Raw genomic sequence first — 12,946 nt, 5'->3', positions numbered from 1 at the left:
TGATGGTCGTGTTCATGACCTTCGCAATCGCAATCCTTACCGCAGTGGCAATCATTCTTTTCGAGATCTTTCATGAGAAACTCCTTGTTTTTTGGCAAGTTTAACTTCCTCAGTTTTTTGGCAAGTAAAAAGTTTTGGGTGCGGCTCACATCAGGTTTAAGGGGTCGATATCCATGTAAGCCCTCAAGGAACGGGAAGGCGTGTAAATCTCGAAAACCTTTGTCAGAGCTTGCTTTAAGATGGACGGGCTTCGAGCTTTAAAGATTAGGTGCCAACGATGCAATTTATTGATTTTTGACATCGGCGCGGGCGCGGGACCCAGGATAAACAGCTCGTCTGAACCGAATGGAAAGCTGATATTCTGTATTTTATCGCCCAGAATCTCCATTTCCTGTTCAAGCTGGGCGCAGTCCGTGCTTTGGAACAAAATTCTGCCCAAACGGTAAAAGGGCGGATAATTCAATTGCCGACGGTGAGAAAGCTCTTCACGGGCAAAAGCACGGTAGTCCTGCGCAGCGGCATGAACGATGGCATAATGCTCTGGGTTATGGGTTTGAATGATGACTTCACCGCGTTTGTCGGCTCGTCCAGCCCTTCCAGCCACTTGAGTGCAAAGCTGGAAAGTGCGTTCCGCAGAGCGGAAATCCGGAACATTCAGGCTGATATCCGCGTTGATGATGCCCACCAGGGTCACATTGGGAAAATCCAGTCCTTTGGAAATCATCTGAGTGCCCAGCAAGATATCCACTTCACGGTCTTTCATCCTGCGATACATGGACTTATGGCTTTCCTGGCGGCGGGCGGAATCTGAATCCAGACGCAGAATCCGCGCTTGAGGGAAAAGAATACGCAGAATCTGCTCCACTTTTTGGGTTCCGGGTGAACCATAAGAAAAGCTAAAAGCGCCGCATTTAGGACATTTGCGCGGGCTGGGATAGTAGTTTCCGCAATAGTGACATTGCATTTCCTCGCGGTCGCGATGATAATACATGCTAATCTCGCAATTCGTGCATTTGATAAGTTCACCACATTTCAGGCATTGCATAAATGAGGAAAAGCCACGCCGATTTTGAAAGAGGATTACCTGTTCTTTCTTTTCCAGGCGTGTGGCAATGGCAGCGATAAGTTCATCTGACAGAAGCTGTTGGGCATAATCTTCCCGCAGGGAAATCACTTCCACTTCGGGCAATTTCACGTCCAGAGGTCTGCTCTCAAGAACGTGCAATCTATATTTTCCGATTGTCTGGTTGTGCCAGGATTCCAAGGAAGGAGTGGCGCTTCCCAAAACAATACGGGCGTTCTCAATCTTTGCCCGCATCACAGCCAGGTCACGTCCGTTGTAGCGCGGATTGGAATCCTGTTTGTAGGATTGCTCGTGCTCTTCATCCACAATTATGAGCCCCAAATCCGGCAGAGGTGCAAAAACGGCGCTGCGGGCTCCAATCACGAGCCGGCACTGTCCGGATGCAATTCTGCGCCATTGATCCAGCCGCTGTCGATTGCTTAATTGGCTGTGGCTGATGGCCAAAATGGAGCCGAATTCCCCCTGAAACCGCTCCACCATTTGCGGCGTTAAAGCAATTTCGGGAATCAGGAAAATGACGCCTTTTCCAGCTTTGAGGCAATCCCGGATGAGGGGAATATAAACCTCGGTTTTCCCGCTTCCCGTGATGCCAAAAAGCAGGTCTGCACTGCCAGAACCATCTCCCTGGGAAATATCTTTCACGGCTTGGAGCTGTTCTTCATTCAAAATCACGGTTTTGGGAACTTGACCACCTTCATAGCTGAAAAACTCCCTTTCCACCTGCTTCGGTGCGATGGAAAGCATTCCTTTTTTTTGCAGGGCTTTGATTACGGAATAGGAAACTGTATCCGCGATGCGGGCAAGGGGAAATTCCTCATCCGGAAGGTTCAAAAGCATTTGCAACACTTCACGTTGCCGCACGGGAAAAGCGTCCAAATCCGGTTCACGTTCCAAAAGGCGGACATAATTCAGGGTTTTGGGTTTATCCTTGGGGCTGAGTTTGCGTTTCAGCTCCAAAAGTCCGGCTTCGGCTCCGCTTTCCACCAAGCTGAGAACCGGCTTGCCCCGGATTTGTTTGCGGAGCTCGGAAAGCTGTTTGGGAAAGCCATCCGCCAAAGAAGCTGCCAGCTCTTCATAGCCGGCTGGAACCTCCGCGGACAGCCATCTGACCTCAGCATCCACATCTGGAATCAACCAGGCAGGCAGCATGGCAAAGCAGGCGCTGCCCATTGAACAGCGGTAATAATCTGCCATAAAGCGGGCAAGTTCCATCAGTTTTGGTCCCAAAACAGGCTTTTCATCCAAAACCTCAAGAATGGGTCTGTAGCTGATGTTGCTGGAAGGTGCTTCGCGCAGTGCTTCACCGCAGATGCCGATTATGTCCCTGCCTTTAAAAGACACCAAAACACGAACTCCCGGAAGCAGACGTTCCGAAGAGCTATAGTGAAAATCACGGTTTAAGGATAAAGGCAGATGAACAACATGGTAATACATGGTGAAAGCTTGAAGGAAGTCCCTTTTGTGTCAATCAAAATCTGTCGAACCCTGTGAAATCACCCGCTTTTTTCCTGCTTGAGCCGCACTTTATTCCAGCCCAAAATCTCCATTTATCCCCCTCGTGGGCAACCCGATTCTTTGACGCGAGGCTCACGCAGGAGAGTGCAAAGGATGTGGAGTTGGAAAAAAGAGCGAAGCAGGTGCCCCCATTTTTCACCTTAAAAAACAAGGGCCCCATGGAGTTGTGGGGCCCAAGCTTCTCGTGATTCGTATTAGGCTGTCAGAGTAACTCTAAACTGATATTTGGTTGCTTGAGAAACGTTGAAGCGCCAGGATTCCACAATGCTTTTCACTTCACTGAGAAAAGCCTGAGTGAAGGTGGCGCTGCTTGTACTCACTTGGGCAGACACGGCGCCATCGGCACCGATGTTCATGACCACATTGATGGATCCGGTCTGTCTCTTGATTGCCGCATTGCGGCGGTATGCCTGTTCGATCTGGCCTTTTCTGGCTGAGATCTGGCTGTAGATGACATTGGCATCAGAGCCGGTGTAGGCAGGCTTTGGAATCTTAACTTCGGGTTCAGGTATTTTGCTGACATCTTTGGGTTGGGTGACAGTTTGCGTCACTTTTTTAGCTTGTTCCTGAGCCGAAGGGATGGACTGAGTGGGACTGGATGCGGAAGGTTTCAGCTTGGAAGCATCTCCGGTGAATGTTTGGGTGGGAACTCCAGGCGGCAAAAGTGAGCCAGCCTGCTGAGGAAGCTTATCCGCAACCCTGCTGATGCCGGAGCCGGAGGGATCATAACCTTGGATGTTACCCGGATCATAGGTTCCAGAAAATCCTGAGGAGGCTTTGGAATCGAAGCTGGGAGCACCGGATGTTCCACCAATGCCTTCGCCTGAGCGCACTCCAGGAGACGCTGTCACAAAGGATTGCAGTCCTGTCACGGCATAATGTGGCCTTGAGGCACCTGATGAGGCTCCCGGAGGACCAGACTGTCCAAAAACTTTTCCAACGTCTGTGGTTCCGGAACCTCTGCCGCCGCCGGATGTAGTGCCTTTGGACACTGTCTTTTTCCTGTCTGGCGAAGCTTTGCCAGCTTCCTCTGAGCTTCTGTCTGCGGGCTGATCCAGCTCTTGGCGATCGGCAAAATCCATTCTGGAAGGATCGGCAAGGCTTCGGTCTGCCTCAATGCGGCGGGCCTTTTCAAGCCCAGATAGTTCCACAACAGCTTTGGCTCGGTCCAGCCTGGGCTTCACCACTTGGTCGTAAATGAGCACAAATGCTATACCCAGAATGAGGAAAAGCAGAATAAAACCAGTTTGGCTGCGCTCTTCGGAAGTCAGATGCCGCGGTTGCATGCTGCTGTTTACAACAGCCTGTTCCTGAGGCTTCAAAACGACTATGCGCGGTTCCGTATAATCAAAACGAACCTCGTAATCCGGATTGAGCTGCACCGTTCCAGAGAGACCTGGGCCAAGCTTCAGCAGAGAACCCGCGAGGATACCGCCGCTTTGCAAGTCGTTGGCATCCAGGGGTTTACTGTCTTTGCTGCAGCTTAGGCTGGAGCCAGCAGGCAAGTGAAGATAATAGTCATTTCCTCGCCTATCCAGGAATTTGTGTTTGCGGGGCATGCTTTTGGAGTCGTCCAGGATTTGCCAGAACAGGTGTTTGTCCGTTCCAATCATCCAACTTTTGGTGAAGTCGGTTTTGTCCCGGATCGTATCCAAATGCTTGCCGCGATAGAACAATTGCAGGTTTAATATTGTCTTTGCCATCATACCTCCTTACCCACTGGTGATCGATTTACTTTTTTCAAGCCAATCAGTTTCCAGGAGGGTGGCAAAATAGATGTAATCGTGAAAGGAGCTGGTTCCCAAGCTTACAAATTCGGTGATATACCAGCAAGGTATGCTTTTATCCGCTTGAATCAGCAGGGCTGTGGGAGTTTTGGGATTGCCGTCGTCATCTTTGTCTGCCAAAATCTCCAAAGCTGTGTTTTGCAGATAGTTGAAGATTGCTTCGCGTTTATTTTGGTCGCTGGCAAACTCTTGCAAGGTTCCAAAATAGATGCCTTGCTCTCCCAACAGGATGCGGTCTGGATAAATCTGAACCAGAGTGGTTCCCTTGTTTTCCAGCAGGTCGCGTTTTTCCATGGTGACCGGAAAGGTCATGTTGTTTGGCATGGTGTGTTTCTGCACTTCCATGGACACGTTTTTCATGAGGAAAACCAGCAGAATGGTGAGGATATCCACCAGCGAAATGATGGAAAGACCACTGCTTTCGGGGAATTTTCTGCGCACCTTGCGGTTTAGGGTTTTGGATTTCATCAGATGACTCATGAACTTCCTCCCACATAGTATCGAACTTGAGGAGCCTTGTAATGAACCCCGCTAAAATTGTTGTTACGGCAGATATCGATGGTTTTGATCAAATCGTTATATTCCACGTCGTCGTAGGGCGCCACACTGATATCTTTAAGATCCGGATAGTTTTCTCTAATCCGTTTCAGGTTGGCGTTCAGCGAGACATAATCAAACCGTCCAGCGACCATATCCACCTTGGAAGTTTGGCTGGGTTCCCTAATCTCAAAACCGGGACTGATGGTGTTTTGGGGATCCGTGGAAGCCATGATAATCACCGTGATGTCCGGTATATCCTTTTGGGAACCTCCAGTGCCATCAAGAGAGGCTGACGCACCCGGGGGAGCGGCGGAAAAATTGAAGGCCACCAGCGCCACCTGGGTTATCACCAACATCAGAAGCAGAAAAGGAATGATGGTGAGAAAAAGATTCATAATCGGAGTGATGTCCGGAATCTTCGGCTCGCTAACTGGGCGTTGGTTCCTTCCTGCTGAAGGACGGTATGCCATTTTCTTATCCTTTTGCTGAGATATTGATAAAGTTAATCAGTTTTACGCTATATTCGTCGATTTCGTTGATCAGCTTTTGAGCCCTGCCCATCAGCCATCCTTTTATGAATGTGAGCGGGATGGCAGCCAAGAGCCCCAGCGCTGTGGTGCCAATGGCGGTTTTTATCCCGGCTGAAAGCAAGAGGTTCTTTTGGGAGTCAGCAATTTCGGGATTGCTGAGAGCGGCAAAGGCCAACAGAAGACCCCAAATCGTTCCCAGAAGCCCCAAATAGGTGCAAACCTGAGCCAGGGTGTCAAACCAAAAGAGACCGGCATCCAGCTTGTAAACCTTTTGCAGAACCGCTTCGTCGAAGGCGTTCTGGACCTGGTCGCTGATATCTTCATGAGATTTCGCGCTCTGGCGCACATCTTTATAAACGGAAAGTCCGCTGAAGAATATGAAACCGAGTGTGGTGCTTTTCAGCTTGTCCGTAATCTTGATGGCTTCATCAATCTGGTTGTTTTTGATGTAGCCTTTGAGGCTTTTGTAAAGGTTTTGGGCGTTGATTTTTTCCCGGTGGTAAAGCTGGACATAACGTACGATAGCGTAAACGATACCGATGAGGAAGACCAGCACAATTAAATAGCCAAAGATCCCACTATCATTGAAGATGGTGGCAAGATTCACGGTTTCTGTTTGGGCCGTGGTTGCTGTTTGAGCTGAAAGGGCTCCAACCGCAACGAATAATGTTAGGATCACGAGAACGATATGTTTAGCTTTCATTTTGACTCCTCTAGCCAATTCTTTATTTTTTGGTTCCAATTTTCAAGTTGTTGTTTGCTGGCTTGCCTGATTACATCCATGTTTATGGTGAAATCATACTTGGCAGCCGGCGCGTAGGTGTCGGATTTAATCTGGACCACGCTGATATCGGGCATCATGGTCTTGATCTGGATCTGAAGCTCCGGGATCTCATCTTGCTGGGGAGCAGGGCTAATGTTGACCTGCGCCAGACAAAACGTGATGCCAAACAGAAGCAGGGTGCTGACAATCAAAAGTTTCTTCATCTATGTTACTCCTTGGAGAACTGTATCAAACTAAGCTGGGCCATCATTCCCCGGTTCAGGGAAGAGTTGTTATGAACCTCAATCCTGAGGGTGTTGAGCCCCGTGCGAAGGTTCGTCACAGGGAGTTCCACCCGGATGGGTTTGGCTTTGAAAGGTTCGGTGTTATACTCCATCTGATATGCTTGTCCCAACCGCCTGCCATTCAGCAGAATCACGGCACTGTTTGGCGCCACAAAATCCAGATGGGCTTCCAGCAATTCCACTTCCAGCTCAAACTGTTTTTCAAATATTACCGTCTCATAGAGGAAATCCTGCGTTTCTTGAGCCCAAATGGGCAGGGCGGATTCATCTGTGAGGAAGATGGATTTATCCACGGGCAGGTTAAAATATTCAGCGACAACGGCGTAGGACCTCGTGTCTTCCCCAGTTTCAGGGTCTTTCACAATCACAATCCAATCCGAGTCCGAAACGATATTCTGTGAATCCAAGAATAAATCATAGGATTCATCGTCCGCTTCAAAGAAGAAGCTGGCTCCAAAACGGATGGGCGCGCCTATCGCAGTGGAATTTGGAAAACTTCCCTGGAAGCTGTTTTTGCCTTCTCTGAAGACATCCCCAGGTATGCGCAGCGCGTAAACTTTGCCCGTGGTAAGTTCATCCACAGGGATGTAAACTGGATCCAGTTTTTTTGAGTTCAGCGTTAGCTGGGGTTGTTGGTCGTAAACCAGATAGAGATAGGCAAATTCGGGTTTTGTGGGGAAGTTGAATTCCCGCTCCAGTGACAGATTGTGACCGGCTGGAATCTCGTAGGCAGCCAAATCTCGTCCGTTGGTCATTGTTTCCAAACCAAAGCTGGAGATATTGAGTTTTTGGCTGCTGCCGTTGGGTTTAACCAAAGTGATTTTCCAATCCGCATTCAGGGGATGGGGTTCCTCGGCATAATCCGGTAACAAATTGCGCTCCAAGAGCTTGTCGTTGGCGGTGTTTGCGTATATATCGTAGTAGCCAGCGGTGAAATTGTTGTTGTCGATATCCAAAGAGATTGCACTGGAGCTGGCCAGGAACATATCCACGTAAGGCTGTGAGTAGGGCAGAATCTGGTCATTAATCAGTCTGTCAAATTGTGCCTGACTGTATTGCCTGCGGTCTCTGAAGCCCGCCATTTCATTTGTTGTCTGGATGTATTTGTTTATCTGGGTTTCCACCACGTTGGCGGCATGGTCGTTAATTTTGGCAATGAGGCTGAGAGCGCGGAGACGGCGTTGGTTATCCAGATGGTCAGCTTGATCATTTTGGAGCAATTTAACAATCTTTTGCACTTCGCGTTCGGTTCTTTCCTTGAAGGCGGGAACCCGGTTTGGGGTGCCTCCAAATAAGTGCTTTTGCCAAGTGGTCTGTGCGGTCACAGATATCAATTGGTTCGGCGTGCTGGTGAGGAATTCGCCTTTTTCGATGCCGTCGAGTTGGCGGTCAAAACTGGTCAGATAATCCTGTCTGGCCAGGATGGCGGCATATTCTTTTTCGGCAAAAGAGAAAGCTTCGTGGGCTTTTGATGTGTTAACGCGCAACCCTTCGGCGATATATTTGGATTCCTGGAGTTTGAAGTCATCGCGCTTATCGAAAGCCAGATTCCAATTCTTTTCTTCATAAGCAGCATCGAAATCCTGAGCCAAGGCTCCCAATTTGCGATTTGCCACCACGAGGTAGCGGTCGCTCTTGGTTTTATCACTCTGATAGAGCTCACGGGCATAGTATTCAAAATTGTCTTCGTCCCCACGGGCAAGATGCGTGTCTGCCAAAAGGGCAAGAAAATCAATGGTTCTGGGATGGGTCGGATAGGTCTGAACAAAATAGCTGAGGGTTTCAATTACCTTATCCTCATTTTTTTGATCCCTGTAAATATCAACCGCCCAGAGATATACATCCTGAGGAGTGACTTCCCCGCTGTCGATTGAGCCTGCCTTGACGTCTCTGTGAAGATCCAAATACATGCTGGCAGCACTACCGAGTTTGGCGGGTTCTTTCCTCATTTCTTCAATTAGGTCAACCCTGAGGAGGAAAGCGTAATTGCTGGAAGGGAAATCCCTGATGAACTCGTTTTTCAGAGCCTGGGTTTTGACAGGGTCTTTGAGTTTGTCTTGGGAGATTGACCAGCTTTGATCGTAGAGAGCATATTTTTCGTCCAGGGATGTTTTTTGACGGGCTAAGCCGGTTTTGAGGTCGATGGCGCGGTTGTATTCCCCAGCTTTCAAATAAGCCTCGGAAGCTTGGAACACATAACCCTGGCTGCGGGCCGGTTCATTGGCAAACTTCTCGGAAAGCCGCATAAGTTCTTGGGCAACAGTCAGATAATCTCCCCCTTTTTCCGCTTTTTCATAGTTGTTCTGAATCTGAAGCCGAACAAGATTTTCAATCTCATTCGCATCGGCGGAATCGTTGGCAAAATCTTTGGCAGCGACGTACATTCTTTCAGCTTCAGAATAGTTTGCGGCATTTTCCTCAATCTGAGCCAAATTCAGATACAGGCTTCTGCTGGTGCTTTGATCAAGCCGAACGCCGCTATCCAAAATGGTCATGTAACGAGTTTTGGCAACCTGGGATCGATTCTGTTTCAGCTCCACATCCGCCAGTTCCATCAAAATGGCAGGCGCACCGCTTCTGGCATCAGTATTTGAGGAGTTCACAAGAACAGAGTAGAACTTCAAGGATGCGTCGCGGTATTTTTCGTAAAGCTCATTTCTGCTTTGAGGCAGGCCTGCGGCTGGTTTGAATCCTGATTTATCGAACTGGGGATTCAATTCGGTAAAGATATTCTGGGTGTATTGATAGATTAAACCTTCGTTGTTGAAGTAATCGGGATTGTTTGCAAAGTCTTCATTGTAGGCACGCAAAACTTGGATCGCGTTTTCATAGTCGCGGGGAGTGTTGCGTTTTTCAGCCATCACACTCGCCAAAATGGTGGATGACCTGCGGTTTTGGTTTTTAAAAGCAAGCAGGGATTCCGGACTTTCAAAGAGTTCTTCATAACCCTCGAAACTGGCAATGTGCCCGTCGTAGAGAGTTTTGTGTTCGTCCGAAGCGGAATCAAGAAGGTCATTATAATGGCGTATGCGGATGTGCTCGTAAGCCTCGTGAATAATCTCAAGCTGTTGAGCCAAAACGGGTTCGCCAAGATTTTTGTCCTTCACGTTCTGGTTATACCAAGCTGTTCCTCTGCCATAGTTTTTCTTTATATCATCATATTTTTGATTCCGAATGCGGGCAAGATCTGTGCCGGGACGCAACTGCAAACCGGGAGTATAATAGAGCTTGATGATGGAATCCACCACGGCGGGGTTGGTTAGTTCAAGAGGCGATGTGCGCAGCTTAAGTTCCATAAAATCAATGGCTTGCAGAGGTGCGTCAAGCTCAACCTTGAGCTCCGCGGCTTTTTCCAAAACCAAAGATTTGACCTTGATATCCGAATAACCAGCCATCACAGTGTTCATTTCCTGCACGCCTTTGGAAGGATGGTGGAAATCCAAACCGTCCAGCGCGATGAGAGAATAGGCAATGTTGTCGATGGAATTAATCCGATAATCCTGAGCCAGATATTCATCTCGAATCTTGCTGGTATCGGCGTCTTCCATCAACTCCACAAAATCCTGCAAGGCAAGCTTTAAGGCTGCCTCATCACCTTGGTTCATGTTTACCCAAGCCCTCTGGTAGAGAGCATCAAAGCGATAATCGCTTTTGGGATTTGCCACCAGCACGTCAAAGCGGCGGTTTGCCTCTTCGTAATAATGTACAGGCTGGTCAGCATCGGAACCAATCAAAAAGTTCAAGACGCCAAGACGATAGATGGCCTCATCGTAATATGGTGAATCCTTATATTTTTCAGAATCCGCCAATTCCGTGTAGGCGTTAACAGCCTCGGTGAAATCTGCTTCGCTAAATTTGAGATGCTCGGGACGTTCGCGGTTAGGATAGGCAGCGCGAAAAGCTTCAATCTGGGAATATTTTTCCGCCTTTTTTTCCTCACTGCTGAGATAAGCAATGTTATAGAGAACCCGGTCACGCAGATGAAAATCGGGATTGATTTGCAGAACTCTACGATAATTTGCCAAAGCTTTTTCAGGATTGTCGAGATCCACCGCATATTGAAGTTCTGCCATATTGTAATAGAGAACCGCGGTATTGAGAAGATAACCACCACTGGGTTGTTCCATTGCCTTGAAGCCGGGATTGGCGGTAACAAAGTGTTCATGGCGTCCCAAAAGCTCGGATTTTTCTTGGATGATAGCTTGATATTGAGCGTGTTGTTCAGCCTCACCAATCTGGTCGATGTTTTTCAGGCGTTCCTGTTCTTTGTGATGAACTTTGCGATAATCCATAATCAGATTCAGGAAGTCCAGGTTTGCCAGGAAGGTGGCGTCTACAGGAAAATCTTCCAAGCCAACTTTTTGTACTCTCAGATATTCCTGCTCAATAGCATCTTTTTGATCCTGGGGGAAGTTTTTCTGGATCATGGCCAGCATCACATCTTCGAGATCGGGCAGCAGTTCATCCAGGGTTCTTTTGTCGCGAGTGGTGGCGTAATATTCTTCCAGAAGCTCCATAAAAATGCGTTCTTCAACACTATCATGGCTTCTCCTAATTGCCAGGTAGCGTTCCTTGCGGTTCTGTAATTCGGCAATTTTCTCCAAATATTCCTGGCGCTCGGGTTCCATATCGATATTCAGACTGGCATAGTTTGGATCAGACATAAGTTCATCAATGCCCGCCACGATATCGGTGTAAAGATATATGTTGCGTTCGATATCCATCAGCAGCTTCAGTTCCAAATCGCTGTATCCCACGCTGGCTGCGGTGGGATATTGGCTGATAAAAATCTCATATTGGTTTTCGAAAAAGCGATCGATGAGATCCAAAGTCTTGTTGATGAGATCGGAATAATCTTTCACTGTCTTCAGATTTAAGGCGCCCTCACGGTAGCGGGCGAAAACTGCGGCGTCTGGATCGCTGGGCTCCAGGGAAGCAAGGTATTCAAGATCAATGGGGGGCACGGATTCAAAGGGTTTAATCTGCGCTTTGAATCTATCCAAGGCATTCATCTCTTCATCGGAAATGCGTCTGATGGCGTCGGAAAACATCAAACCAGGAATGGCTTGGAATTCGTTGTAAAGGTCTCTGAGGTCTTCCTGGATTTTGTCCACCCTGTTTTTCAGGGCTTCAGCCCCAGCCTGATCGGGCTTTGAATAGAAAGCTTTGAGATCCAAATCATCTAGGCGCTGAACGATGGCTTTCCTTTTTGCCACAAAAGTATATTTAATCCAGTCCTTGTTTGCCTCGTAGGCATCCACATAGTTTTGAACTCTTGTATCCTCAGCCTCTTCCGCCAATAGGTCTGCCCAAAGAAATAGGTAGGTGGGATAGTAGCGCCCTGTGGAAAAGTTGTTCATGACGTCTTCGAGGAATTCCGCTGCTTCACGCGGGTCGCGTTTTTGAATATGTTCTGTGGCTCTCTGATAAATAAGCAGTTGGAACATCGAGCGGGCATCTTCACCCAGCCTGGGATCTTCCAAGAGCAGTTCGAAATAGGGAATTGCCCTGGGAGCATCCATAATTGAGTAAAAATGTCCCATCAGATACATCAGGTCTGCTTCGTCGAGCTTGTTCAAACTCTCAAAATGAAGCGCATATTCATTGATTGCAGTGTCGATGTCTTTACTTTCCACCAACGTGGGCAACCTATTCATTAAAAAATCCATGGCCGCTGACACTTCAGGATCCGAATAAGCAGCCAAATTAGAGCTTTGTGCCAAGGCTGGCATAATCGATATTATTGTGAATATCAGCAACAGATACAGTTTGATATATTTTTTCATAACCCCGCTCACTTATCGTCCAGAATCTCTTTTCTGCAGAGGCTTTAAACATAATTCAGGATGCAGCTGGGAAGCCGCATCCTGAATCATGGCTTTGACCAAGGGAAATATGTAGGCAGTTGCCTGCACTTTCAAAAAGGGTGTGCAAGCGTAATAATTTATTGGTTCTCTTCTTTGAGTTCCTGCAGCCACTGGCGAAGATCTTCCAAGGCTTTTTGGGCTTTTTGGCGTTCAATACGCAGTAGGCGAAGCTCTTCAAGAAGGTCTTTCGCTTCCGGGGACAGGGTCTTATATTCGTCTCCAGGAGTCACAATTCCCGGTGTGGGAATCTGGCCGCCGGGAGTCACAATGGCCACGTCTCCCGTAGTGGGGTCAGTGGTTGCAACTGGAACCTGGGTACCTGGCACCACTTGCGGCTCCAAGTCTGCCGCTGTGGCATAGAGGCTCAGATTGGGACGAGTGCTGGCGCCTTTTTCGGAGAATTTGTCGAAAAGATAGGAAAGCCCAATGGCCACGCGGTAGTTATTTTCATAACCGTTGCCTTCAGAGCCCTTGGCAAGGTCTTCGACGGCTTGCGCACCCAGACGAACACCAAAATTCTTATAGCTGTATTTCACGCCGGCATTGAAATCTTTT

Annotated in this window: 8 protein-coding genes; all 8 read right to left on the bottom strand. The window is 48.2% G+C overall.

What is annotated here, in order from left to right; genetic code table 11:
• Positions 1-145: 145 nt before the first annotated feature.
• Positions 146-2,518 (bottom strand): primosomal protein N', encoded by a 2,373-nt coding sequence (gene priA, locus GX135_03230; protein NLN85105.1) that lies wholly within the window; start codon positions 2,516-2,518, stop codon positions 146-148.
• Between the two features lie 275 nt (positions 2,519-2,793).
• Positions 2,794-4,302: a hypothetical protein gene (locus GX135_03225; GenBank protein NLN85104.1), complete on the bottom strand. Its 1,509-nt coding sequence runs from the start codon at positions 4,300-4,302 to the stop codon at positions 2,794-2,796.
• A gap of 9 nt (positions 4,303-4,311) precedes the next feature.
• Positions 4,312-4,866, bottom strand: coding sequence for a biopolymer transporter ExbD (locus GX135_03220; GenBank protein ID NLN85103.1), 555 nt, complete (start codon positions 4,864-4,866; stop codon positions 4,312-4,314).
• Complete coding sequence (locus GX135_03215) at positions 4,863-5,396, bottom strand: hypothetical protein (GenBank protein NLN85102.1); 534 nt, start codon at positions 5,394-5,396, stop codon at positions 4,863-4,865. The genes GX135_03220 and GX135_03215 overlap by 4 nt, the downstream gene beginning before the upstream one ends.
• Positions 5,397-5,400: 4 nt before the next feature.
• Entirely contained in the window at positions 5,401-6,159 is a 759-nt protein-coding gene (locus tag GX135_03210; protein ID NLN85101.1) for a MotA/TolQ/ExbB proton channel family protein, read from the bottom strand.
• The gene (locus GX135_03205) at positions 6,156-6,443 is read right to left on the bottom strand and encodes a hypothetical protein (GenBank protein ID NLN85100.1); all 288 of its coding nucleotides are present in this window, start codon (positions 6,441-6,443) and stop codon (positions 6,156-6,158) included. The genes GX135_03210 and GX135_03205 overlap by 4 nt, the downstream gene beginning before the upstream one ends.
• Before the next feature lie 5 nt (positions 6,444-6,448).
• The gene (locus GX135_03200; GenBank protein ID NLN85099.1) at positions 6,449-12,181 is read right to left on the bottom strand and encodes a hypothetical protein; all 5,733 of its coding nucleotides are present in this window, start codon (positions 12,179-12,181) and stop codon (positions 6,449-6,451) included.
• A gap of 287 nt (positions 12,182-12,468) precedes the next feature.
• Positions 12,469-12,946 (bottom strand): hypothetical protein (locus tag GX135_03195; protein ID NLN85098.1); only part of this gene is annotated, 478 nt, incomplete at its 5' end.

It is taken from the genome of Candidatus Cloacimonadota bacterium (assembly GCA_012522635.1).
Classification (GTDB): Bacteria; Cloacimonadota; Cloacimonadia; order Cloacimonadales; family Cloacimonadaceae; genus Syntrophosphaera.
Note: the sequence above shows the minus strand (reverse complement) of the source record. Positions and strands in the feature narration are given on the sequence as shown.

Coding starts and splice junctions, on each gene's coding strand:
- GX135_03210 (NLN85101.1), bottom strand. CDS start 6,159: ATGAAAGCTAAACATATCGTTCTCGTGATCCTAACATTATTCGTTGCG.
- priA (NLN85105.1), bottom strand. CDS start 2,518: ATGTATTACCATGTTGTTCATCTGCCTTTATCCTTAAACCGTGATTTT.
- GX135_03225 (NLN85104.1), bottom strand. CDS start 4,302: ATGGCAAAGACAATATTAAACCTGCAATTGTTCTATCGCGGCAAGCAT.
- GX135_03215 (NLN85102.1), bottom strand. CDS start 5,396: ATGGCATACCGTCCTTCAGCAGGAAGGAACCAACGCCCAGTTAGCGAG.
- GX135_03220 (NLN85103.1), bottom strand. CDS start 4,866: ATGAGTCATCTGATGAAATCCAAAACCCTAAACCGCAAGGTGCGCAGA.
- GX135_03205 (NLN85100.1), bottom strand. CDS start 6,443: ATGAAGAAACTTTTGATTGTCAGCACCCTGCTTCTGTTTGGCATCACG.
- GX135_03200 (NLN85099.1), bottom strand. CDS start 12,181: ATGAATAGGTTGCCCACGTTGGTGGAAAGTAAAGACATCGACACTGCA.